At 42.6% G+C, this 26,106-nt stretch carries 15 protein-coding genes; 8 read left to right on the top strand and 7 right to left on the bottom strand.

Going from position 1 to position 26,106, the window contains the following annotated elements:
- The first annotated feature begins 22 nt into the window (after window positions 1-22).
- The 6 genes from HMAT_RS22280 to HMAT_RS22255 all read left to right on the top strand — a co-directional run bounded on the left by HMAT_RS22280 (window position 23) and on the right by HMAT_RS22255 (window position 10,768).
- Entirely contained in the window at window positions 23-3,442 is a 3,420-nt protein-coding gene (locus HMAT_RS22280; protein WP_104385042.1) for a DEAD/DEAH box helicase, read from the top strand.
- Window positions 3,443-3,461: 19 nt separating this feature from the next.
- Window positions 3,462-4,133: a hypothetical protein gene (locus HMAT_RS22275; protein WP_104385041.1), complete on the top strand. Its 672-nt coding sequence runs from the start codon at window positions 3,462-3,464 to the stop codon at window positions 4,131-4,133.
- A gap of 69 nt (window positions 4,134-4,202) precedes the next feature.
- Window positions 4,203-4,520, top strand: a complete 318-nt coding sequence (locus HMAT_RS22270) for a hypothetical protein (protein ID WP_104385040.1) — start codon at window positions 4,203-4,205, stop codon at window positions 4,518-4,520.
- Window positions 4,521-4,658: 138 nt separating this feature from the next.
- Complete coding sequence (locus tag HMAT_RS22265; protein WP_104385039.1) at window positions 4,659-7,910, top strand: TonB-dependent receptor; 3,252 nt, start codon at window positions 4,659-4,661, stop codon at window positions 7,908-7,910.
- A gap of 75 nt (window positions 7,911-7,985) precedes the next feature.
- Window positions 7,986-9,506, top strand: a complete 1,521-nt coding sequence (locus tag HMAT_RS22260; RefSeq protein WP_104385038.1) for a RagB/SusD family nutrient uptake outer membrane protein — start codon at window positions 7,986-7,988, stop codon at window positions 9,504-9,506.
- Between the two features lie 11 nt (window positions 9,507-9,517).
- Window positions 9,518-10,768 carry a YdcF family protein gene (locus tag HMAT_RS22255; protein ID WP_104385037.1) on the top strand — a complete coding sequence of 417 codons (1,251 nt, stop codon included), beginning with the start codon at window positions 9,518-9,520 and terminating at the stop codon, window positions 10,766-10,768.
- A gap of 123 nt (window positions 10,769-10,891) precedes the next feature.
- On the opposite strand, the gene HMAT_RS22250 is transcribed toward HMAT_RS22255, so the two are convergent.
- Both HMAT_RS22250 and HMAT_RS27505 read right to left on the bottom strand, forming a co-directional pair.
- Entirely contained in the window at window positions 10,892-11,977 is a 1,086-nt protein-coding gene (locus HMAT_RS22250) for a Gfo/Idh/MocA family protein (RefSeq protein WP_104385036.1), read from the bottom strand.
- A 51-nt stretch (window positions 11,978-12,028) separates the two neighbouring features.
- Window positions 12,029-12,664 carry a hypothetical protein gene (locus tag HMAT_RS27505; protein WP_233789527.1) on the bottom strand — a complete coding sequence of 212 codons (636 nt, stop codon included), beginning with the start codon at window positions 12,662-12,664 and terminating at the stop codon, window positions 12,029-12,031.
- A gap of 98 nt (window positions 12,665-12,762) precedes the next feature.
- Here HMAT_RS27505 and HMAT_RS22240 point away from each other — a divergent pair, with 98 nt between their 5' ends.
- A complete protein-coding gene (locus HMAT_RS22240; protein ID WP_233789525.1) occupies window positions 12,763-14,172 on the top strand; it encodes a sulfatase-like hydrolase/transferase in 1,410 nt (469 codons plus the stop codon).
- Between the two features lie 22 nt (window positions 14,173-14,194).
- On the top strand, window positions 14,195-16,294 hold the full coding sequence (locus tag HMAT_RS22235) for a polysaccharide lyase 8 family protein (RefSeq protein WP_158656054.1): 2,100 nt from the start codon (window positions 14,195-14,197) through the stop codon (window positions 16,292-16,294).
- A gap of 148 nt (window positions 16,295-16,442) precedes the next feature.
- On the opposite strand, the gene HMAT_RS22230 is transcribed toward HMAT_RS22235, so the two are convergent.
- The 5 genes from HMAT_RS22230 to HMAT_RS22210 all read right to left on the bottom strand — a co-directional run bounded on the left by HMAT_RS22230 (window position 16,443) and on the right by HMAT_RS22210 (window position 25,963).
- Window positions 16,443-17,702, bottom strand: coding sequence for a glycoside hydrolase family 88 protein (locus tag HMAT_RS22230; protein ID WP_104385034.1), 1,260 nt, complete (start codon window positions 17,700-17,702; stop codon window positions 16,443-16,445).
- A gap of 138 nt (window positions 17,703-17,840) precedes the next feature.
- Window positions 17,841-19,103, bottom strand: a complete 1,263-nt coding sequence (locus HMAT_RS22225; RefSeq protein ID WP_104385033.1) for a DUF2264 domain-containing protein — start codon at window positions 19,101-19,103, stop codon at window positions 17,841-17,843.
- Window positions 19,100-21,022, bottom strand: coding sequence for a heparinase II/III family protein (locus tag HMAT_RS22220; protein ID WP_104385032.1), 1,923 nt, complete (start codon window positions 21,020-21,022; stop codon window positions 19,100-19,102). The genes HMAT_RS22225 and HMAT_RS22220 overlap by 4 nt, the downstream gene beginning before the upstream one ends.
- Window positions 21,023-21,024: 2 nt before the next feature.
- Window positions 21,025-22,728, bottom strand: coding sequence for a RagB/SusD family nutrient uptake outer membrane protein (locus HMAT_RS22215; RefSeq protein ID WP_104385031.1), 1,704 nt, complete (start codon window positions 22,726-22,728; stop codon window positions 21,025-21,027).
- Between the two features lie 13 nt (window positions 22,729-22,741).
- Entirely contained in the window at window positions 22,742-25,963 is a 3,222-nt protein-coding gene (locus tag HMAT_RS22210; RefSeq protein ID WP_104385030.1) for a TonB-dependent receptor, read from the bottom strand.
- Between the last annotated feature and the right edge of the window lie 143 nt (window positions 25,964-26,106).

Here is a 26,106-nt window from a genome sequence, read left to right as displayed (position 1 = left end):
CATTATAACTAAATATAAACCAATGAAAAATGAAATAGATGTAACGATACCATGGCAAAATAAGCAAGAAAAATCTCTGTCTATCGTTTATCTGAAAAGATTTTTTAACGAAAAATCTGCAAGATTAACTTGGGATTTTAAAATAATTCTAGAAGAAAGTGTATTTAATAATAGGTATGTGCTCGAGAGTTTGTGTAAGGGAAATATTCGTGTCCTGATCACGTTGACCGCCGATCATTTGAAAGTAAATTGTTCATGTGGGAAAATGGACACGACATTATGTGAACATGTCTATGGTTTATTGCGTGAAAAATTAGGTGGGAATAAATATTATTTTGCTCATTTATACGATCCCAAATGGTTTTTACCCCATCCTGACCAACGTGAATTATTTGGTCTATCTCTTAAGGATGAACATAAGAGAATAACAAAAATTGAAATCAAAGCGACAGCCGAATATGGGAGCATCTATGGTTTTCATGCAGCATCGGAATTATGTCACGTGGCTAGCAATAAAATATCTTCAATCGAGCCTCCAATTTGTAAATCGGAAGGCAAATTTATTGTTGCAATTCCGATTAATAATACGATTGATCAGTTACCTTTTTTTCTTCCATTTTTAAGTGGAGAAAAGAAAAAAGATGTTTTTAAAGAAAGCTATCTATTAAAAGATGACATGCCGCATCCCGGACGTCTTACATGCCATGAGATGATGCTTGATGCAGTCGCAAAGAAGTTGTTGCAGCTCGGATCTTCTGCATTTGACAGGATCAGACCAAATGAACTTTCAGGCGTTGAACAAAATGAACGGGATTATCAAATAATGGATTTATGGAGGGATCTCATTTCAAATCAATTGTGTCGCGATGAAGTGACCTTTTTCTATTCCCATACAAATAATTTCGGTCTAAGACACTACCAATTCCGATATAGCTCTGCCTTCAATCAATCATATAAATTGAAAATTGCGAATGGCGACTTTAAGCTTAAGATTCAAGTCGTGGAGAATCAAAAAGGTTTATTGATGGAGGTACTGGCCTATTATAAAGGTAATTTGTTAAAGAAAATCAAGTTTTTGAGTGATGTGCATAGCTTCTTTGTGGAATTAGGTTCCAAAAATGTACTTTTTATTGACGATATGCAAGTCGGAAAATTGCTGAATCAATTTAGGCATTCCGCATTCAAAATTTTTGTGTTGCGCCAAGACATTCCTAAATTCTACGAAGAGCTATTGTGTCCAATTGCTCAGCACTTCCCGATAACCTATAAAAATGAAACGCTTACAGATCATGCCGTAACTAAAAAGACAATTGAGGAGACGAAAATATTAGAGGTGTCGCTTCAGGACGATCTACTGCTCTTGAAAGCATCCATAGATTTTGGGACAGTTAGCCTGCCCATTGTTGAGATGCCGAGTACAACAGTTTTAACTTATGATCATAATGAAATTTGCGTTCAAGAGCGAAATGTAGAAGAGGAACTCATCTTTAGCAATTTTATCAAAAATCAACACGAATCTTTTGAAGAACAGGTTTCCGCTCATACTTGGGAGCTGCGAACATCCCTAATTTCCCGAACAAATTGGATAAATAATCTTCGAAAGGCATGTCAAGATCATCAGATAACACTTAAACTCACGGGATTAATTAAAGGGTCTAGTTACTATCCTTTCCCTTTAAAATGGGAAGTAGTAGAACTGAAGTCTCAATCAAATTTAATATATATCAACATAAAATTTAAACTGGGGAAATTAGTATTAGAACCGAGTCAGTTTGAACAGTATTTATTTGAAAAGAAAAATTGGTTCAAGATCAATAATGGGGATCATATCTATATCAGCGATTCTTTGAAATCCCTTTTTATTCCCTTATTTGCCCAAGCACGCGTAGAAGATCCATACATTATTTTGACTTCGGCACAATTGATATCTTTTCAGACAAAATTAGAAAAAATAGATCCCAAGATTATTAATGATAGTACAAGAGAACGGCGAGATAAATTAGCCAATATGACCGAAATTCCTTTATTAGATGTTCCGGATACTGTCAAAGCAACGTTGCGACCCTATCAGAGGGTTGGTTTTAGTTGGATGGGATTCCTCCAAGAATTTCAATGGGGTGGTATTCTGGCGGATGATATGGGACTTGGAAAAACATTACAAGTAATTACTTTATTGGAATACTATTATCAAAATAATCCAGAAGCAGACCCTTCCATTGTTATTGTTCCTAACTCATTGTTATTCAATTGGCAAAATGAAATTGAAAAATTTGTTCCGGAACGAAGTTATTCTGTTTATTATGGTATGAAAAGAAAGGACCAAGAGACATTAGCAAAAGCATCAATTGTGCTGACAACCTATGGAACAGCGATGACAGACTTTTCCTTTCTTCAATCTCAATCATTCAGTTATATGATTTTGGATGAATCTCAGCTGGTAAAAAATCGAAATTCTAAACGGTTCGAATACCTTTTCTCCATTAAAGCGTTATTTCGAATTGCGATGACGGGCACGCCAATTGAAAATGGTATCCAGGACATCTATGCACAAATGACTATGGTTAATCCTGGCTTTTTTGGGAATTACAGAAATTTTAATAAAATGTTTAAGTCTATGGGAGAGGGGCAGGAAGTGGATACGCCACTCATGAATTTGCAAAAGATGATTGCTCCATTTATTCTGAGGAGAACCAAAAAGCAAGTCGCAATAGATTTACCAGATAAAACGGAGACTATTCTGTATTTGGATATGCAAGAGGGACAACGGAAAATCTATGATAACTATCGTAAAAAATATCGAGAGGAAATTGAAGAGAATTTAAACCGAGAAGACTCTTCAAAATCCAAATTCTTGGCTATAGAGGCATTACAGAAATTAAGACAGCTGTGTAATTCACCCGTATTAATGAAAGATTGCGGTTTAGCCAATGAATCTATCAAATTGGATTTTATTGATGAAATCATGGAAGAAGTAGCTCCCAATCATAAGATTCTTCTTTTTTCATCCTATACTTCTATGCTCAAACTCGCCGGTCAACGGATCGAAAAGTACAATATAGGGTACACCTATCTCGATGGTAGGATGAACCAGGAGCAACGGCAATCAGCGGTTGAAACATTTCAAAATGAAGATGCATGCCGTGTTTTTCTGATCAGCCTAAAAGCTGGTGGAACGGGCTTAAATCTTACTGCTGCGGACTACGTTTACATTTTGGATCCTTGGTGGAATCCAGCGGCTGAAGCTCAGGCAATAGATCGTTGTTATCGCATTGGTCAAGAGAAACATGTGATGGCTTATAAGATTGTTTGCCGGGATTCTGTCGAAGAAGGGATTTTGGAACTTCAAGAAAGTAAAAAGCGAGTGGCAGAAGGAGTGATTTTGGATGAAGCCAACCTGATGAAGTCTATTAGTAAAGAAGAACTGCTTAAATTATTTGAGTAACCAATTATAAACTTAATTTATGAATACCGAATCTACAATAAAAACTTCCTGCTCCGGAATGATGTATTCACATGATTTCCAACTTTGGTATACCTATCTCAAGCGGCGGATAGAAAAAGAGTGGCGACCCGAAGAGCTTTCATTCTTACTGGGCAAGCCCGATCATGCCTATCTCGATTTTGAGAAAATGTTTCAAGTCCGAAATTTTTTAACACAAGAATCGCCTCGTCTCGATCGGATATATGCAAGCTCATGGATCGAAGCGATGGAATTCCATCGAGAAGAATATGAAGTTTCTCAAGAACGTCTGGTGCGTCTTAAAATCGAAGAGGATGAAGTGAAATGGAGTTATTCCATTGAGGTGCCTTGGACCTTTTTAACGGGTGAAAAAAAGCCACCTGCGCCAGAATTAAAATTTGAAGAATGGAAAGCTGAGAAAGATCTTCAACTTGAATCGGATGCCATGCTCCATATCCGACAAAAACTAGAAGCATTACTGGAGAATAATTACTTTGAAAATGGTGCCACAGCGTTGCAAATGTTTCGGCAGGTCGAACATACCGGTCTTGTTCATTTACAGATTTTCCCTCGACATCTCAAAAATGTCCTGTATAGCTTTATTCAACAAAACAAACTCGTTGTCAGAAATATCGAAAATAGCTATTCTTTCTTCTTGGCTGATTTTCAGTAAGATATCCACAAACAGTATTTGTTAAATGGCTGGCGTTTAGTAAAAAAAACAATCATTATATTTATCCCAATGTATACAATGATTCCTGGCAATAGAAGATTAATATTACCAGCCATCCTAAAAGGGGTGGCTGGTACGATTTTTATTTTTGTCGTTTTGACTGTCATTTCTTATCAGAATGATCTACCTGTGGATGGCAAATTAACAATAGGATTTCCTTGGGAATTTTATTCAAGCGGGACAGGATACAATGTCGAAAGCGATGAATATGCCAGTTTCGAAAATTTTGAACCACTCAAACTGATCGGTAATATCCTTTTTGCTGTCGTTGTGTATATGCTGTTGCGGTTGTTGCTTCGCGCGCGCTTTGCTAAGAAGAGGAGCTAAGTGCTTTCATTATTGTTATCCTATTGTTAAGTTTATATTGTTTGCTAACTCGGTTTAGTTAAAAACTATTAACCTTTTATTGATACTACCTTCATATTGCATTTGTAACCTTGTACCCATAAATCAAATGCACTACTTATGAAAATTAAAGCCAACAATGTCTTTTGGTTGTTATGTGCCATTGCAGCAAGCTCACCAGCTGTTCAAGCCAGACCTCTCACACTAACCGAAGCTCGGTTCCCACAGGTACAAAACCCCATTAGAGGCCGTGTGGTCGATGCGCAGGGCAATGCAGTTTCGGGGGCGACGATCCAAAATCTGAAGAGTAAAAAGTCTGTTCAATCCGATGAAAAAGGAAATTTTCAGATCGATGCGGAGATCGGTGATAGACTTGGTATCTCCTATGTCGGATTTAGCAATCTTGTCCAACCTATTGCACAATCCAATGGGCAGCTCTTTGTCCTACAGACCAATGAAAACACGCTTGAAGAAGTAACGATTTCTATCGGTTATCAGAAAATACGAAAATCTGATGTTACCGGTGCAATTGCTAGCGTCAAGGCGGAAGAACTAAACCTCAGTGCACCAAAACTATCCCAGGCTTTAGTTGGTAAAGTAGCCGGCGTACAGGTAATGCAAACAAGTGGTGCCCCTTATGATGGGACCAAGATCCGCGTACGTGGTATGGGATCTATCAACGCAGGTTCGGACCCTCTCTATGTTATCGATGGCTATCCTGCCGGAAATAATTTAAATATTAATCCCAATGATATCGAATCCATTGATATCCTCAAGGATGCAGCATCCGCTGCCATCTATGGATCGCGGGCAGCTGGCGGCGTTGTGCTGATCACCACCAAACGTGGTAAAGAAGGTAAAAACAATGTCGATTATGAAGTGCTGGGTGGCTTTGGTCAGCTCTCCAAAAAAATTGATGTTTTGAATGCCGAACAGTTTATCGACCTTTTGATTGATGGTCGTAACAACTCCTACAAAGACCTATTGGCAGCCAAAGGAATTACTTGGAATGACAGCCGCCGTTATGATGATAATAAAACCCGTATCGGCAATGTCGGAAATGCCGGTTCTGTAAGTATTCCTGAAGAATATTATGATTTTGCAACAGGTGCAGCTAAACAATCCAAATACGATACCGATTGGCAAGATGCTCTTTACCGTAATGCGCCTTTCCAACGCCATAATCTCTCCACTTATGGCGGCAATGAAAAAAATCGCTACTTTCTAAGTGGCTCGTATCAAAACCAACAAGGTATCATGTTGGGTACAGATCAAAAAGTATTTAACTTCCGAGCTAATATTGACAGTAAGGTTAGTAAAAGACTCACTGTCGGGGCCAATGTTTCCTTTACTTACAACGACAACAACGAAGTGACCACTGGTCGCTACGACCGCAGTCCCTCGATGGCAGCGCTAATCTATCTCCCTACATTGCCCGTATATAACGAAGATGGTTCTTATGCGCAGTACTTGATGGCCGGGCTTTCTGCAAATAATTATGGTATCCAGAATCCCGAAAATCCATTGGCTTATGTGACTCAGGTCAAAAATAACCGCCGTGGTAAAAAAGGGCTTTATAATGCCTTCGCGGACTTTTCAATTATCGATGGATTAAATCTCAAAGTAAATGGTGGATTGTCTACCTATGATGAAAAATACGATTATTTCCGCCCAACAAGTATTTCTGACGGAAATAATAAACCTTATTCTCCACAAGCAATCACAGCTGCCTATGCGGATGCCAAAACCAAAAATGAGGTGGATAAGCTCCTTGAGACGACATTAAATTATAACAAGACTTTTGGTGAGAAACACCAAATTTCTGCATTGTTAGGTTACTCTGCACAACGGACAGATTTCGATTATCAAGGTGTAAGAGCCAATGGATTTAATAGCAATGCTATTGGTGAAATCACCGATAAAGGTGCTGACCCCTCCAATTTTCAACTATTAAAGGATGATACTTTCAAACGTATTACAACACTTCAATCGTATTTCAGCAGGGTAAACTATAGTTTTGATTCGAAATACTTTCTTTCTGCTTCCATCCGTACCGATGGTTCTTCGCGCTTCGGCCCAAATAATAAATGGGGAACTTTCCCTTCCATTTCTGGAGGCTGGACAATTTCCAAAGAGGACTTTTATACAGATTGGTTAGGACAGCAGTCTACGCTGAAATTGAGGGCAAGCTGGGGGCGTAGCGGCAACAATAATATCCGAGAATATCGCTCTGTATCTGTGTTTAATTCCCCAGCAGGTGTGATCTTAGGTGATAAAGTGAGTACGGCATATACTGCCGGTGATCTATATGATCCTAATTTGAGCTGGGAAACAACTTCTCAATATAATGCAGGGTTGGATCTTGGACTCCTGAAAGGGCGTTTGAATGTAATGGCTAATTTCTATTTGAGCCGTTCGTTTAATTTGTTATTCGATCAACCCATTTCTGCGGTATCCGGATCAACGACAATATTGACCAATTTGCCGAATTCCAAAGTGCAAAACAAAGGCTTTGACTTACAGGTGGACGCGACATTGATCCGTAAAAGTGAATTTGAATTGGGCATCAGTGGAAATATTAATGTCAACCGCAATAAAGTTTTGGATTTGGGGGGATCGTCGACGATCTTGACCAATGGTGCTGAACGCTCCTACTTGACCCATATTACCCAAGAGGGAAGTCCAATCGGTATGTTCTATGGCTTTAAAGTTCTTGGTGTGGCAACAGAGGATAATTACAAAACAGTAGCGCCATCAGCAGCTTCATCTACGCCGCTGCAGCCCGGTGACCTTTATTTTGAGGATGTCGATGGAAACGGTATCGTCAACGACGCCGACAAACGGGTGATCGGTAATCCGCATCCGAATTTTACCTATGGTTTTGCGTTGAGTACGCGCTACAAAGAATTTGATTTACGCGCATCTTTCAATGGTTCACAAGGCAATAAAGTATTGGATGGCTATGATTATTACCTCTATAACATGGAGGGGTCTGGCAACCAGTATGCAGATGTTGCACAACGTTACCGATCGGCACAAAACCCAGGTAACGGCAAGGTATACCGTGCTTCCCGTGGTGGTACACAAAGTAACAGTACGCGTCTGTCCGATTTCTACCTACAGGATGGTTCGTTTTTACGCATGACCAATATTGCCTTAGGTTATAATATGCCAAAAAGTATTGCCGAAAAATTGAGCTTATCTGGAATACGGGTCTACGCAACGGTGGATAATCCATTTACGATCAGCAAATACAAAGGTTATAATCCGGAACCGGATTACAACCAACGGGGTAACCTTACTCCAGGCGTCGATTATGGACTATACCCACTGGTGAGATCCTATAATCTTGGTGTAAAAGTGACTTTCTAATATTCATATTTATAACGCTGTTATGATTTTTCAATCGCAAAATATCGAACGGCTACACTACTAAAAAATACTTAAATGAAAAAAAGATATTTATTACCGCTAGTGCTTTTTGCCCTGCCTTCATGTAGCAAAGATTTCTTAAATCAAAAAGATCCAAACGCCATCCAGATCGAAGACTATTTTAAGTCGGAGAATGACGTGCTTTTAGCTGTCAATGGCTTATATCAAACCCTGCGCTCGGGGAGTACGATCGGTGAGGGCAGTACACTATACAACGAAGAGCGCTCCGATAATACTGGGCGCAATGATAATCAGTCTAACGCCGGCGAACCCTTTCAGTTTAACGATTTTTCGCTGCTGCCAAGTAATACCTATCTAAAGACACACTGGGCTGCCATGTATGCAGGTATCAGTCGTTGTAATGTCGTGCTTTCACATATTAATGATGTCACTTTCTCCAGTGAGGAATTGAAGGGACGTTACGTGGCAGAAGCAAAATTTGTTCGGGCCTTATTATATTTCCATATGGTGCGTAAATTTGGTGATATTCCACTGTCAACGGTCCAGGTGACCACTAAGGAGCAAGCGAATGAACTCGCATTTCGTCAAAAAGAAGCAGTCGTCTATGAACAAATTATAAAAGATCTTACCGAAGCTTTGTCAAGTAATCTGCCCAACACGCAAAAAGAATATGTTGTCGGCAGGACATCAAAGGCGGCCATAAATGCAATTCTAGGACAGGTATACTTAACATTGGGCGCCACACAAACGGCTGGAAGCGCTGAAAACTTCGCAAAAGCAGAGCAGTATCTCAGTGCAGCCTACCAAATGCGCACATTCGGCAAGTTGAGTGAGATCCCTTACACCGAAGTATTTGATCTAACCAAAAAAAACACCTGCAAAGAGCTTGTTTTTCAAATTCAATATAAACAGGGCGATCAAAATTTCAGTTCGAGTATCGCACGTAATTACCAAGCCAAGGGGGATACCATAAACTCAAAATATCCATCTACTGGTGTGGGGGAGGTGGTCAAATTAGATTTGATCAAAGATTATGAGCCACAGGATTTAAGAAAAGATTTTTCGGTCAAATTTGCGAAGGATCCTCAGGTAAACGATTGGTATGTAAGCAAATTTAGAGACAATAGTGATGCTGCCGGAACCAATGGCTGGGGCGGAAATGACTGGATTTTGATCCGTTATGCCGATGTGATGTTATTATTGGCTGAAACAAAATACCATCTGGGCAAAGAAGCTGAGGCTATAGCACTATTGGATCAGGTACGCGAACGTGCTGGACTGCCTTCTTACGCTACATCAATCCTAAATAATGAGTATCGTACAAAGTATCCGACAGTAAAGGCGGCGATCCTGCACGAACGCCGTGTGGAACTGGCTTTCGAAAATCAACGTTGGTTTGACTTAATCCGGAACTATAATCCACAGGAATTGGTGACGTACTTTAAAACTAAAAACCAGGTGGATTATGGGAATGCTAAAATCTCCAATATATCCACAAAGGATCGGTACTATCCAATTCCTTTCGATGAATATAAATTGGATCCACAGCGGATGTATCAAAATCCTGGTTATTAATAGAGTAAGATATGACAGGTATCATTAAAAAGATCATTTTGTTGACTTTGGGAATATGTGGAATGCATATTTCCAAAGGCCAGCTCCAACCCAAACCCAATCCTGCCGGTCCGCAGGACTGGGTAATCCGCAAGAATTATTACGCGAGTTATCTGTTGCTAAAGGATTCCGCCTTAACACAGCAGCTTTGTGCGTCCCAGGCTGTTTCTGCATTGTTGAACCAGCGATTTGACCGTTTCAAGCGCAGTGATCATTGCACGGATCTCAGCTGTTTTTTGGAAGCTTTTAAATGGAAAGATTCGGAGATCGAACTCTTGGCTGAACAAATAGCCGGCCAGACCCAGGGAAACAGGAAATTGGAGAAACTGGTTGAATCAGCTTTGATGCCATCAAAGACATATGGTATACCGAGGGGTGAAAACGCAAAAGTGTATCTTAAGAAGGCGCTGTTGCGGGACTTTGGTGCCATGAACTATGTTGTTGATGTCTATGGCGGTGGCAAGAAGCCCAATTATCCCAAGATTGATTCAATTTCTTTTGATGTGAATCGTACGGCTTATCTTCAGCTTTTGGACGATGTACGTCAGGATGTGCTAAAAGATATTCCGACCGGTAAGGAAGCGCTTTTTATGACCATGATGACAGCGGTAAGGTTGCTTGAGATCAATGAACGTTGGGATGCCGCCCAATTAGAACCACTGATCGCTCTGGAAAATAAAAAGGCGTTTGAACAAGTGAAAAAAACGGATTTTTCCGCTTACCCTTACAGCCTGTTACTGACGCTGGGGGCAGGCCCCGAAAGCTATGGACAGCCGATCAGTCCCGGCGGAATGTTACGTGCACGCATGGCTGCACGTAGTTATTTTGAAAAATTGGCCCCTTTTGTTGTGCTTTCCGGCGGAAAGGTACACCCCTATAAAACGGCTTATATCGAGGCAATCGAGATGAAAAAATACCTGATCAATGTCATGGGAGTTCCGGAACAAGCGATCCTGATCGATCCGCATGCCCGCCATACAACTACAAATCTGCGTAATACTGCCCGTATACTATTGAACTATGGATTTCCTAAAGATAAATTTGCCATCGTCAACAGCAGTAAGGCACATATCGATGCCGTGGAAAAAATGGCCGACCGTTGTATCCGCGAATTGGGTTATGTCCCCTACAGTCTGGGAAAAAGAATTTCGGATGTGATCATCGAATTCCAGGCGAAAGAAGAAGCGTTTACCATCGATCCGGATGAGCCACTAGATCCCTAAGGATGCCTTTTTACTTCGATTAACCAAGCCGAGGCAAATCCAACATGTCGTTGTCAACAATCTTGGAACCTATTGAAAAAGGTATGTGGATAATTATTTCTACATACCTTTTTCTGTGAAAGATCAATTGAATGCAATCGTCTTTCCCTCCTTTGCGGAACGCTTGGCCGCTTCCAGGATCTCAACGACAGTCACATTATTACGGAGTGACCCGAGATCGTTTTCAGCTAGCTGATTTCCGCTTAATACATGTTCCAAATACTGGATATGATGTTCAAAATAGGGCTGATCTGTTGGAATAACTGTCGGTTCCTCGTTATGCTGTGCATATTTCAGCAGCTTTTTGTCATTTTGTGCATAGAGCTGGGCCTTCGTTCCAAATACCTGAAGATCCTTTACACTGTAAGGCCAAGCCCAAGATGCCTGGATAATGCCTGTGCTACCATCGCGGTAGCTTAAAATGATCGTTGCATCATCTTCGACTTTTGGATAGAACTCCGGCTTGAGTTGATGTGTTATGGCGCTGACAGCAATTGGACGTTCGCCATTCTTGATCCAGGTCATCAGATTGGCACCGTAACAGCCGAAATCCATTAAAGCACCACCGCCATTTTTTTGTGGATCCGTTAGCCATTCGAGAAAATAATTGCTGCATCCGATCTCTTTCGGCCCTTCGTGCCCATCTTTTACGATCATCCTTGTTACCCGGCCCACAGCATTTTGATCCACCAATTGCTTGAGCTGCTGGTTGCTCCTGTACCAGGTCGTTTCATAATTGACCAAAAAAGCGGTTTTGTATTCTTTGGAAAGTGAAGCTATACGATTGGCATCTGCCAATGTGGTTGCTAAGGGTTTTTCTACCATGACCGGTATTTTGAGGGGGAGGCAGATTTCTGCGACCTGGATATGTTCATTGGTGGGATTGTAGGCAAGGACGACCTGGGGTTTCACCTTTTTGAGCAACGAACCAAGGTCGGGGTAAAAAACGGACTTCGGAAGATTGTATTGCGCTTGAATCTTGTCGGCCAGGACGCTGTTGGATTCCGCTATTCCAATAATCTCCACCTTCTTCTCTTTGTATAAGTTTAAAAGGAGATAGACATGGTCATGATTAAGTCCGGCAACGGCTACCTTGAGCGGGGTATTTCCATAAGCAACATGCTGAAATAGCATGGCCAGGAGAAAAAATAGCTTTGTTATATGTTTCATCGTATACTGTTTAGGTATAATAAAGATAATATTTAAAAATCTTTAAATCGTTTAATGAATCCAGTCTATCTTTGGGTGTGATTGTATTATTTCCGCTACGATATCAAAATAGGTCTGTCCTTTTCCGGCTTGTAAATCACTTAGTTTCTGTTGGAAATAAGTCTGATTGAACGGCGAATTGGCAGCAAGTTTTTCCTGATAGTAGGCGAGGGTGGTTGTCACTCCTAGTGCCGCGCGGCTGTGATCGATGTCCTTCCAAATGATCGTATGCTTTTTTGCTTCCTGAACTTTTCCAAAGCCACCGTACAGCAGGTCATCGAAACCATCAAGACTGCCAATTTTCCAATTCTCATCGGCCATATAGACTTTATTGAGTTCGGCGTAAAAACTTGGAATATCCACAATAGAAGCCCCCTCAATAAGCACAAAACCCCATTCGGGGTGAAGAGAAATGAGCTGCGTGAAGTCTGCCCAGAGCTCCGCTACCACAATTGGCACAGGTGCTTTTAACCATTTGTCCGCAAACCGAAAAAGGTCCGGTAGGTTGGGCTCCCGATTACTTTCGCGTAGGCTTGTCAGGGACTCGGCTAAAGCCTGCTCCTGAAGATCTCCAACCAACACTTGAGCAATAACTGCGAGTTGATTTCTGTCATTTGTTTCCATCTGCTTCACATTAGATTTACTCATCTAAAGGACTAAAAAAAATTGACTTAACGAAATCGTTTTCGATTTTTTACAAAAAATCCAATACATTTAAAGTTACATTTAGGGATAAATCTAATGCGATGAACTACCGAAAAATGTGCTATCGTATACTTGCGGTGTTGAGTGTACTCTCTCTAATCGAGATTCCTGTTTTTGCACAACAGCGACCGAATGTCATTGTGATCCTGAGCGACGATGGCGGTTATGATGATTTTGGTTGCTATGGTGGTAAGGAGGTGCATACACCGCATATCGATGAGCTGTCTAAACATGGGATTCTTTTTCAGTGTGCTTATGCATCTGCATCGGTTTGCGCACCCTCACGTGCCGGTCTGCTGACGGGGCGGTACCAACAACGCTTTGGGTTCGAACACAATATTTCCAAACGGCCGACGGCAGGAACGACACCAGAAGATATTGGGATGGATACATCGGTGGCAACGATAGCTGATTTTATGAAATACAATGGGTATAAAACCGTAGGTATCGGCAAGTGGCATCAGGGGGACGGTCCCCAATTTCATCCACTTAAGCGTGGCTTTGATCATTTCTATGGTTTTATTGGCGGCGATCGTTCTTATTTTCCAATCCCTGGAAAGGTAAAACCTACGCAGATGCTGGTCGATGATAGTCGTATTGTCCCCGAAGATTCTATTCGCTATCTGACAGAAACATTGACCGACAAGGCAATCTCCTATGTTCATCGTTATCGCCAGCAATCTTTTTTTATGTATTTGGCTTTTAATGCTATACATACTCCTGTGGAAGCTCCACTGACGCAGAATAGTAAATATAGTCATGTTGCAGATCCTTTGCGCCGCGCTTATTTGGCAATGCTGGAGAATATGGACAGCAATATTGGCCGTTTGATAGACCAGCTGAAAAGCGATGGACTTTATGAAAATACCCTGATTATCTTTATGAATGATAATGGTGCGGCCACAAATAATGGCGCGGATAATGGACAGCTACGCGGTTTAAAAGGGTCGAAATGGGAAGGCGGTATACGCGTGCCCATGATTATACAATGGCCGGCACGACTACCGCAGGGAAAAGTAGTCGATGCGATGGTGTCGGGTATGGACATTTTGCCAACCAGTATAGATGCCATACAGGGGAAAAATATTCCCGGACAACAGATCGATGGACTGAGCCTCCTGTCGGCCTATAAGACGGCGAAAAATGGACACGACTACTTGTTTTGGCGACGGGGAGTCGCTAAAGCGGTCCGTCATGCCGAATGGAAACTGATTGTCGTCAAGGATGATCCGATATTGTTATTTAACTTGAAAAACGATCTGAAAGAACAACATAATCTTGCCGAAAAATATCCCGATAACGTGAATAAAATGTTGGATAAATTGGCTGAGTGGGAAAAAAAGATGGCTGCTCCCAAATGGTTGAGTGGAGTTTTGGATAACGATGAGAACCAAATGATGAAACATCGAATGGATGTCATTGGACGGGCAGCAGAAAAGAAATACCCTTAATCGGATTATAATTGGAAAAAGAATGAAAGCTATACTTATATTTTTATTATCATTTGGACTGGTCATGACAAGGGCACAGGACAAGCAAACATTTGATCGCATCAAAAAACATGTGTACGAGGACGAATTGCAAAGTTCGGCTGCTCACGGTGATAAAACCACAATCTGGAGCAATCAATTGACTGAAGCTGGTACTTGGTCTGATATAGATTACACGAGTAAATCAATTTCACTCTGGCCTCCAGGAGAACACTTGGATCGCTTGAGAGCTTTGATCGTAGCTTATGTATCTCCTAAGAGTAAATCTTATCAGCAAAAGTCGCTTTATGACAAGATTGTACGGGCAGCACAGTACTGGGCAAATAACCGATTTGAATCAACGAACTGGTGGCACAATGAAATCGCTTCTCCTAAAGCAATAGGTGTCTGTCTAATCCTGATGAAATTCGGTCAGGAGAAAATCCCAGCTACAGTGGAAACAGCACTGGTCAAGTTGATGGAGAGAGGGGATCCCTATAAGAAAACGGGCGCGAACAAAAGTGATATTGCCATGCATTATTTCTATCGTGCACTAATCCTCGAAGATACCGGTCTACTGGCTGCTGCTATGGAACAACTGCTTTTTCCCATCCAGTTGGTGGATGGGAAAGAGGGCTTACAATATGATTTCTCTTACTTACAACATGGACCACAATTGTATATTGCAGGCTATGGTGAAGAGTTTTTAAAGGGGATTTCTAAGGTAATGGCCTATGTCCGCGAGACACCTTATGCGGTTAATAAGGAGAAATTGGCCCTCTTCGAAAAATTTCTTTTGGAAACCTACCTGCCGATCATACGCTCACGTTATATTGATTTTAATGTGCATGGGCGCGGGATATCACGACCAGATATATTGCGCAAAGATCAGGAAGTCGCCATATTGCAGCAGATGCAATTGATTGATCCAGCTAAAAATGAGATCTGGAAGAAAGGATTGGCAAAATTAGATAGTATACAGGCTTTTAATGCAGAAGATCAATCCCTCCATCGACATTATTGGAAAGGAGACTACACAACACACCTCAGAAAACAGTTTCATTTCAACCTGCGTGTGGCAAGCAAGCGAACCAACAAATCGGAGTCAGGAAACGGTGAAAATATGCTTGGTAAAAATATGACAGATGGTGTAACCAATATTCAGGTATTTGGTCCAGAATACTATAATATCATGCCAGTATGGGAATGGGACAAAATTCCGGGGACAACAACCCGAGATTATCAGGGTGATCAGGAACTGAAAGAACAGTGGGGTGTATTGGCTGCCAATAGTTTCTCTGGTGGGGTCAGCAATGGTACAATCGGCGCATCGGCCATGTCTGTTCAATACGATGGACTGGCTGCACAAAAAGCATGGTTCTTTTTTGATAAGGAGATTGTTTGTCTGGGCAGCGGAATTAACTGTAGTGCTGCGGAACCGGTCGTAACAACACTGAATCAAACTTGGTTGAATGGCCCTGTCGTTTGGAATGGAAAAGAGAAGATGTCAACCGATTCACTGGTTCGAAATGTCAAACAAGGTGAATATGTCATGCACAATCAGGTCGGCTATTACTTTCCAGAAGCGATGAAAATCGCTCTGACGGCAAAAGAACAATCGGGCTCTTGGTACCGCATCAATCGTTCCCGATCAAAAGATGCTGTCCATGGAAAGGTATTCAAACTATGGTTTGAACACGCAAGAGGCCCGGTCAATGGAAGTTATGCCTATATTGTTGTGCCGGGGGTAGAAAGAATGGATAAGCACGCTATGCAGCAGCTGAAAATCTGGCACAATACACCTGCTGTTCAAGCCGTAGAACATCAGGGGCTGGCCGCTATTCAGGCCGTGTTTTATGAGTCTGGTACCTATCAAATTGGAGCTTGGTCTATTCAGGTGGATAAGCCGGTTATTCTGCAAATCACAAAGGGAAATAGCGTCTTCAAGCTGGATGTGGCAGATCCACTGCAACAGGGAAAAGCCGTACGTATTCATCTCGTCAATAAACGTGCAAAAGTAAATCAGACTGTTGAGATCAAGCTGCCGCAGGCTGAGTACGCGGGTAGTACCTCATCAGAAACAATCCAGACGGGTAATAAATAAAGATTTAATTCTTTCGAATTGCCGTGAATATTAAAAAGTAAGGTCCAAGTTCTCCACAGAACTTGGACCTTATTCATTCGTGAAACTGAGGTTTCAAAATATTAATTGGCGTTGCTTGCCAAAAATCAGCTTTTGATAGAGCCTGTTTTTATTGTTTTTTGAGTTGTTCCAATCGAGTTAGACCTTCGAGATAATAATAATCTGCATAGGTCAAAGGGACATCAATTTCAGAGTGATGTGGCAGACTGCCGACACTATGTTTGAGCAAGAAACCTCCGTTGCTTGCGTATTTGGCAAAATAACCTGCTCCTGATAGTGTCTGTAGACTTTCCTTGGCAAAAACTAAATAGGATTTACTTTCTGCTCCAGAAGTTAAGGTCGATAGTTCAACGAGTGCCGAAGCAACAATGGCTGCTGCTGAGGCATCACGAGGCACGTAATTAAGCTTTAACGTTGAAAAATCCGCATCTGATTTATACCCCTGTTGTCCAGCATTGAAATCCCAGTAAGGGATTTTATCTTTGGGAAGATTTTTGTGGGTCATGTAAAATTTAGCTGCTGCCTGTGCTGTTTTGAGAAACTCTGGTTTTTTTGTTTCCCGATACATCATGGTAAATCCGTAGATAGCCCATGCCTGTCCACGTGCCCAGGTTGAATTATCGGCATAGCCCTGATTTGTCTGTTGATGGATTGCTTTTCCACTAGCATCATAGTCTACAACATGGTAAGTGCTATAGTCTGTGCGAAAATGGTTTTTCATGGTTTGTGTTGCATGACTGATGGCCACATCTTTATATTTAGGATCACCTGTCAGATCCGAAACGTAACACAGCATTTCCAGGTTCATCATATTGTCAATGATGACCGGATATTTCCAAAGTGTTTTGCCATCCCATGACTTTTTCTCATTCCATGATTTGATGACACCGACCTGTGGGTTAAAGCGCTTTAATGCGGTATTAGCCGAATGGACAAGGATGGCTTTATAATCGGCAATTTTTTTCTGATCCTTGAGGTATTTAATTGCCGTGCCATAGGAACAATACATGACAAAACCAATATCGTGATGTTGATCCAGGTCCTTCGCTTTTTCGAGTGCTTCGGTCCATTTTATCGCTTCTTTCTCCGTTTCTTTATTGTGTGTATGGTTGTAGATATACCATAGTGAACCTGGGAAAAAACCGCCTGTCCAATCCCATTCGTCGGTTCCCCGCAATTGTCCGGAAGGAGTCAGCGTACGGGGGAACGTATGGTCTTTGTCTGCTTCTTTGGCCAAAAATTGATATTGTTTCTCCGCAGCTTTGAAGCTAGCGTCAATAAAATTTGGCTTTTGGTCAATAAAACTGAGCGCAAAAAGCCCCGAAGCGATAAGTAAGATGGTTTTTAAACTGGTTTTTCTTTTTTTCATCTGCATAAATTATTTGTTCATCTATTATTTTATGATTAGGGTATTCATGAGCTCTCTTCGTTTGGTTCACTCGTTCCACGCTGCCTTCGGTTCACTCGGCTCATGCTACTTTCGATAGTTTCATAACAGCGTATATTCTTAGTAAGTTACATAATAATCTTTTGGAAAGGGTAAACCTGCAAAAGCTTTTTGCGAAGTCCATTGTTCGGCCGCGTCAGACCAAAAAGCATGGGTTGGTGGCAGCCCTAAAGTCAAAAAAGAAAGGGCTGCGGTATACAGCGAACCGGAGTTGGTATAGCTATCCGCGATATTTCCCTGATTGGCATTGAGAAATCCCAAGGCCATCCAGCCATCCTCATGAAAAATGCGATCGGCGTAAATGTGCTTGAGGACTGCTGTCAATGCTGCGCGTACCTGCCCATTGGAAAGATCCGCAGGAAGTTTTTCATCAAGTGCGACTGCCGCGAGCGGTTGAAAGGCCGCATTTCTATAGGTTGCACTCCGCCCAACCACAGGATAAGTGCCCTCGGGTGAAATCATGCGTTCCAGATGATGTGCATAGCGCTGCATACGTTTGTAGGCGCGGTCATACATCGGCTGATACTTCGCGTCAGCACTGAGATTATTTTTTAAGGTCTCTACCTGCATGCAGTGGATGACATAACCATTGTAATGATCAAAACTAAATCGTGCACCGTCGCTATACCATCCGTCACCGACATACCATTCCTGATCAAATTTGTTTACCGCATAGTCTATTTTCTCGCGAGCACAGTCTTCGCCGATACTGTAGAGAAAAGTTTCGGTCATTGCGGCAAACAGGAGCCAGTTGCTCTCATTGGGTTTAACCCAACGCAAATATTTAAATTCAGTAATGACCTGTTGCTTTGTCGCCTGTGGCAGCGGATCCCATAACGCTTTTGGAGCGCGCATAAATGCTTGTGCTAAATGTGCTGCATCGACCAGAGGCTGTTTGGACTTGCTACGCCAGGAGAAATAATCTGCCGAGGCAGGATTGACACCATGCTGTATGCCCAGCAAGGCCTGTTGTTTAAATTGAGCGCGCAAAATTCCTTCTGCGGTTTTATCGTCTGGCAGGGCCAACCATGGAGCCATACCGGCCAATAATCGGCCAAATGCTTCCAAATACCCTACACTGGGATCTACATAGTCATAAGTCGCACTCTTAACAATAGGCATCTCTGCACGAAAGCGCTCCTTACTGATACGGGAGAGGATGGGAATGGCCATTTTCGTTAAGATGGATACCCAATACGCGCGGTCATCCATAGGAGCTTGCTCCGCTGAGCCACTGGATCTACTGTTACCCAGCAGCGGGCTGTTCAATAACGCTCCTGCAGTAGTCAATGTTACGGCTTGAATCCAATTTCTTCTTTTCATTTGGCTTTTTTAATGATAAAACTATATTTTCCGGTCGATTTGATGCTTTTGGCCTTGAGGGTGATGCGGTAAAGCCGCTCTCCCCATACCTGACTCAGACGCGTGTCATCCTGTGGGATGGCCTCGTAGGACGCAACAAACTGTGCGGGGTTAAAACGCAACGCGGCGAGACCGTCACCCATCGTGATCAATCCTCCGTTAATCTCAGGTTCTTTTGAAACTAAAAAATGAGCAATATTGGGTTGGGTCGGATTTTTGATCTTGAACTCATCCTGTATGGTCAGCCCATCGGCAACGAGGCTGTAGCTTCTGTTCCAATGTTCAATATTGGCTGTCTTTGGATAGGCCTTACCGATATCGAGTTGGAACTTATTCTGTTCAGGTAAGAATACCACATTTTCGGCTTTGTATTCTTTCCCGAAAGCTTGATCAGCACCATTGATCAGCGGAAGGTTGTGGTAGGCACCCTGCATGGTCCAGATACTATAACGGTCGTCGCTAAATGTTTTTTTCGTGTAGGTTCCCACGCCCGCATCAATAAAAAGGGGCTGCTGATCTTGATACAGAATAAAACTACCTACATCATTATGGTTGTGGCTCTCGTTGTTGAAGCCACCTTTGGCGGCAAAGAAAAAGACTCCTTTTTTAAGATAGAGAAACTGCGTTTCCAGATACCACTTGTACGCATTTTGGGGGAGAGCTGCCTGTGTGTGTTGAAGCTGCGGAAAACAGCGTAGGTCTTCAAAGGCACGGAAGATGTCACGTGAGGGTTTGAAGTCCGCACCTTTACCGCCAAGATCTATTATATATCGCGCAAATTGCATCATTTCGGTACTGTGTACATCTTGCCCATAACGATAGATGAGTAGTGGATCTCCACCGCCTTTGGCTGAAGCATCCGCAAAATTGACCACCCATCTGTCACCGCCGATATACGATTGTGCGATGTATTCACCCATATTGCGGATAAGTGGATTATCGAAGATGCTAACTTTGTTTTGCGTTGCAAGGGCAAGTATCTTGAGATAATCGTATAGTTTACCGGCCGCATGGCCCCAATAAGATGGGCCTTCTTCACAGGCACCATCTTTTTTGATGTAATCGATAAAGCGATCGACCGAAGTCATTGTTTTATAGATGCCAGCCAGTTGAATATCCGGATTATCTTCTACCAATAGCAGGCAGGTGAGCACATTAAAATTGCACCAGGGATTCCAGTTGTTGACCAATTGGTTTCCTTTGAGTTCAAAGCCCTGCCACCACATATCATTGCGGTCCAGATAAGGCTGTATAATCCGTTGCTGGATGTGTTGTTTTAAGCGTAGACTAATTTCCGGATTGATGGTATTGAAGGTGTCCCGAAAGAAATAGTGTATCCACGAGAGTAAGGATCCTACATCCCCAGCCATCAGGTCAATGACATGCGTCCGCTCCTGTGGTAAGGATCTCTTGCTTGACTGGAAAGCCGGCAGGTGGGCCGATAAGGACCAGGTAGCCATCTCGGTCATGTGCCAGGTACCGTTTAGAATCTGATCGATATAACGTCCTTTCCCTTCTGCTAATTCAGCTAAGAGCAGGTTTGTGAGCGCGGTACAGTTTTCGTTCATCGGCTTTTCCATCATGCCGCGGTTGCCTGAGCGTTCATATTCCAAGTAATCTGTTGCCTTGACCACCTGCCATTGATAGTCGAGTGCTTTGTCGCCTTTCGCAATAACCTCCTCACGGAAGGGGGCTATCAACTGATCCCATGCCTTACGATCGGAATAACTTGGATAGGGAACCCAGGACTTGTCGCGGCTCAGGTAGCGCTTAAGATCTTCCTGTTTAAAAGTACCTGCAAGTAATTTTAGTTCTTTCCCCAGTAGCCCCTGAAAGGAGAGACTACTGAGAAAGAAGAATAAGATTAGATATATTCTCATGTTTACCAATCTTGATTTTGAGGCAAAAGTGCGGCATTCATTTCTATTTCTTGTCCCGGTACGGGCCAAAGTTTATGTCGGGTTTGATATCCTCTGGTAACGAGATTATCGCCGGTAATACCTTTTTCAATATAATCTTTTGAGACCTCTTCCAGGAGATTCCAACGTTTGAGGTCAAAGTAACGCCAACCCTCACCCGCGAGTTCTACCGCACGTTCATGTTGGATACGTTTGCTCATTTCCGCTTTATTGTTGACGACCAAGAAGGAACTGCCGCTATTTAGGGCCGGCATTTTTGAACGTGTACGTACTTTATTCAGTTCCGTAATTGCCTTGTCGAGCTGATTGGTTTCGTTATAGGCTTCGGAGAGCATCAGTAACACATCCGCCAAACGAAGGATCGGGAAGTTGATTGGCGTATGGGCACGGTCTGTAATAGCGCCCTTGAGATTACCTTCAGGTACGAATTTGCGCCACAGGTAAGTGTACCAGCCGCGATTGTTACGGATCTGTCCAAAATTTTCATTTACTCCAGTCGCGATAATAAATTGCATATCCCTTTCTTTGTTGGCGTTCCAGCCCAGATAGTGGGAGTAAGGGACAATAAGGGTCTGATTCATCCGTGGGTCGCGGTTGGCATAAATTTGGCGCAACTTGGCTGTGTCGGGTACTTTTGTCAGTACACCACCTGATTGGGTGGATTCCATTGCCTTTTTTTTGACGGCATTATCAGTATTATAGTTGGGGAAATTATCGTTCCAGTTGAAAGGACTGCCATCGCGGTTTTCATACCGGTCGGCAAGCCGAGTGCTTGGCATACAATTGTTCCAGTCACTGCCAAAAGTTGATCTTGTTCCCATATAGAAGGCCATAGGCATACCGTAAGGAAATCCTGTTCCACCCAAGTTCTGTATGGCAAAGATCATCTCCGGAGCCTGATCACCTTCCATCGTAAATAATGAGGCATAATTGGCGCTTAGACTATAAGCGTAGTTATTGGTTTTGTTATAGACAATTTCTTCAAAATCCCGGATTGCCGAAGTCCAGTCTTTATTGTACAGGGCTACTTTGCCTCTGAGGGCATAGGCTGCACCCTTTGTGATTCGGCCATAGTGCTTTGCGTCATATGTTACCGGTAATTTATCGACAGCGTAGTTGAGGTCCGCAAGAATGAATTTTTTGACATCTTCAACGGAAGAACGGCTGTTTTTGAGGGAACTAAAATCTTTGTTGAGGTCAACTGTCTCGTCGTATATCGGCAAAGCTCCATAAAGGTTTGTCAATTGAAAGTACATCAGTGCCCGTAGAAATTTTGCTTCCGCAATAAACCCTTCCTGCTTGGCTTTATCGATGGTCATCGGCTGGATATGTGCGATGGCGTGGTTACAGCGCTGGATCAGATCATAGCCGGCCTGCCATCTATCCACAACGATGGATGAACGGTCGGTAAAGGTACCACTGATAACTTCGCCGAGGCCCGGAGGGTCATAACCCAGCCCAATATCGCTAAGTCCGTCGTAAGAAAATTGTAAACCGAAGGTCGCTTCCTTCTTGAGATCATTATAACAGCCTAATATGCCAGCAAGTGCCTGGTCTTCATTTTGCCAGAATGTATCGGCACTGACCTGACTGTAAGGTGTTGTATCGAGCTTATAACAAGATGATAATGCAATGCATCCAGCTATGAGTAGTGAAATCTTTTTCATGATATTTGACAGCTTAAAATGTTAAACTAAGACCGAAGACAGCCTGTTTCATTGTGGGGTAATTGGTGCCACTCACCTCAGGGTCGAATCCTTTATAGTTGGTAATCGTCCAGAAATTTTCCAGCGATCCAAAAACACGTAAATTCTGCACCTGTATCCGTTTGGTAATCTCATTCGGAATGGTGTAGCCGAGCTGAATATTTTTTACGCGAATAAAAGCTTTATTCTGTAACCAAAAATCACTGTTTTTAATGTTTCTTGTATCTGTATATGGCAAGAGTCTAGGGTATTTGGCGTCGGTTGCCCCCTCTGTCCATCGGCCATCCGCGATCTCCTGATTGATTTGATAACCCCAACGTACAGTTGGTGTATAATAACCATCGATCCATACGGCTTTATTACCAGCATTGCCTTGCAGGAACACCGAAAAATCAAAACCTTTATAATCAAAACCCATATTAAACCCATAAGTGATTCTTGGTGCTGTACCATGTCCGACAGGTACCCGGTCATTGTCGTTAATGATTCCATCACCATTGGTATCCCTATACAGTAAATCGCCTTTCTTTGGCGTGCCATAGGACGCAAAAGGGTTTACTTTTTGGTTGGTATTTGGATCAATGGGGGCGTTGTCGATCATTTGTTGGACAAGCTGCATATCGGCATCGGTCTGTAAGATGCGATCGGTCAACAGAATATACTGTGTGTTGATGGCATAGCCCTCCTGTAAAAGGTTTGATCCTGAAATAGATTTGTCATTGCCCTTAAATTTGACCACTTTATTGTCGATGAAGGTAAAGTTACCACCAATATTAAATTTGAAATCATCGCCAATCTTGTCGCGGTAGTTGAGGTTAAGCTCGATACCATTATTGCGAACCTTAGCTGCATTGGTACGTGGTATGGTGGCATTTCCGACCACCAAAGGTGCTGGGAGGTTGATCAGAATATTGTCTGTCACTTTGTTGAAAACATCAATTGAACCATTTAACTTGTAGTTGAAGAGGTCAAAATCCAGCCCCGCATTGAGGATATACGTATTTTCCCAGGTCAATAGGGAGTTGCTCAGCACCGTTTGGGCAAATCCAACATAAAGCTGATTGTTCAGAATGTAATTGGACGGATTATAAAGTGTCAGATATTCGTAATTGTTGATCTTATCTGCCCCGGTGAGCTGATCATCTCTGCGGAAGGATACATCTGAAGTACCATTGTTGCCCAATGCACCATAGGAGGCACGGAATTTAAGACTGGGCATCCATTTGACATCATAGAAATCTTCGGAAGAGATTTTCCATCCGAAGGATGCCGAAGGAAAGGTACCCCATCTGCTTTTTCCACTCATAAAGCGGGAGGATCCGTCGGTACGGAGGTTGGCTTCCAATAGGTATTTATCATCCCAGGAGAGATTGAGCCGCCCAAAGAAGGAGCGCATGGCCCAATCTGTGATGTTACCCGTGGCCGAAGCATCCATTGTCGCCGCGTTTAACACGGTAAGTGAGGGGTCCACCAGATCCAGTTTGGAGGCCGCAAACCAGCCATCTTTAAAATATTCCTGACTGGCTCCCACCATCACCTCATAGTTTAGTTTCTCAAATAGCTTGTTTTTGTATTTGGCAACTCCGTCCATGTAATAACGATATGATTTAATGGATTCGTTGGTCACCGAGCTACGTCCTGTTCCAGCAATGGCAACAGAATTAGTCAAAAAGTCCCAGCGATCGTTGAATACGGGTTGTGAATAGATAAAATCATCATCATAGGTATAGGTATATGATCCTTCAATGGAAAGACCTTCAATGGGTTTTAGTTTTCCGTAAAAGCGGGACACAAAGCGGTTTTTATTGATGTTCCCTTTTTGCCCATAGAGACGATGAAGCACATTGTTGGACTGTGGGTTCTCTTCAGTATTACTGGGTGAGCCAAATCGCCCATCTGGAGCTCTTAATACCATACCGGGAGTACTCGCCGCTGCATAGGTGAATACATCGTCGATAATATTGGTGCCAATATCGGTCTTTGACACAATGCCATTGATGTTCGCTCCGAGTGTAAGCCAAGGCTTTACGTCCGCTTCGAGGTTGATGCGACCGGTATGACGTTTGTAGGTTGCCTGCTCAATAACGCCGGGATTGTTCAGTAGTCCATAAGAACCAAAGAATTTGATTTTTTCACTGCCACCTGTAAAGGACAGATTATGATTCTGGCTGATCTTGTTCTGGAAGAGATCGGATACCCAGTCCGAATTGGGGTACTTCAATGGATCCTGACCAGAATTTTGTCGCCAAAGATCTATTTTTTCCTGCGAAAATGTAGGTTTCGCATTTGGATCGCCATTTTTGTAGCCTTCATTGATCAGCTCCATATAATTGGCGTAATTGGAAACCATCTTGATGGTATTGGATGGTTTCTGACTGGAGAAATAATTATTGTAGATAACTTTAAACTGTTCTGACTTACCTTTTTTTGTGGTGATGAGGATGACCCCATTGGCTGCACGCGAACCATAAATAGATGCTGAAGCGGCATCTTTCAAGACCGAAATACTTTCGACATCCTGCGGATTGATCAGGTTCATATCACCAATCACACCGTCAATCACGACAAGTGGATTTGCATTGTTTAATGTGCCTTGGCCACGTACGCGAAGGGTTCCGCCATCACTACCCGGTCGACCTGAACCTTGATTGACATACAAACCGGGTGCTTGGCCTGCTAAACCAGCAGATAAGGAGGTAACGGGTCTGCTTTCCAAGACTTCGGACATTTGTACTGAAGAGACTGAACCTGTTACATTCTCTTTTTTCTGCGTGCCAAAACCGACGACAACAACCTCTTCGAGTCCCTTGGATTCTTTATCCAAGGTGATGGTCAAGGGTGTGCCGGCATGTGCCAGGCTTTCGGTGGTTTTGTAACCAATACTTGTAATTACCAACGTAACGTCCTGCTGTTGGACGTTGAGTTCAAATGAACCGGTTGCACCCGTTGATATGGCTTGATTGGTTCCTTTGACCTGAACGGTCACATTTGCGATACCTTTGCCCTCACTATCCACAACTTTACCACGGATGGGATTCTGTTGCAAGACGAAGGAAAGCTTACTATGGGAAAATTTAAGCGTCAAGGGGGCCGCGTGGGATGCTGCCAGATTGGATATAACCAATAGGCAGGATAATGGGATTGCCGCGTGCATCCAGCGATTTTTCGCAGGTAATGCGTTTTGGATCTTGATCATAGGCTTTGTTAGATTTAATTGGATGAAAACATGAATTTTCTGTACAGTGAATTTACAGCATTCATTACCATGGATTGTGGTATTTCTTCGCAATCGTTTTCGTAAAAAATGATGGTTTTTTTTACTGAAAATAAGTCTGGTTT

This window comes from Sphingobacterium sp. HMA12, from assembly GCF_002933815.1.
Lineage (GTDB): Bacteria > Bacteroidota > Bacteroidia > Sphingobacteriales > Sphingobacteriaceae > Sphingobacterium.
Note: the sequence above shows the minus strand (reverse complement) of the source record. Positions and strands in the feature narration are given on the sequence as shown.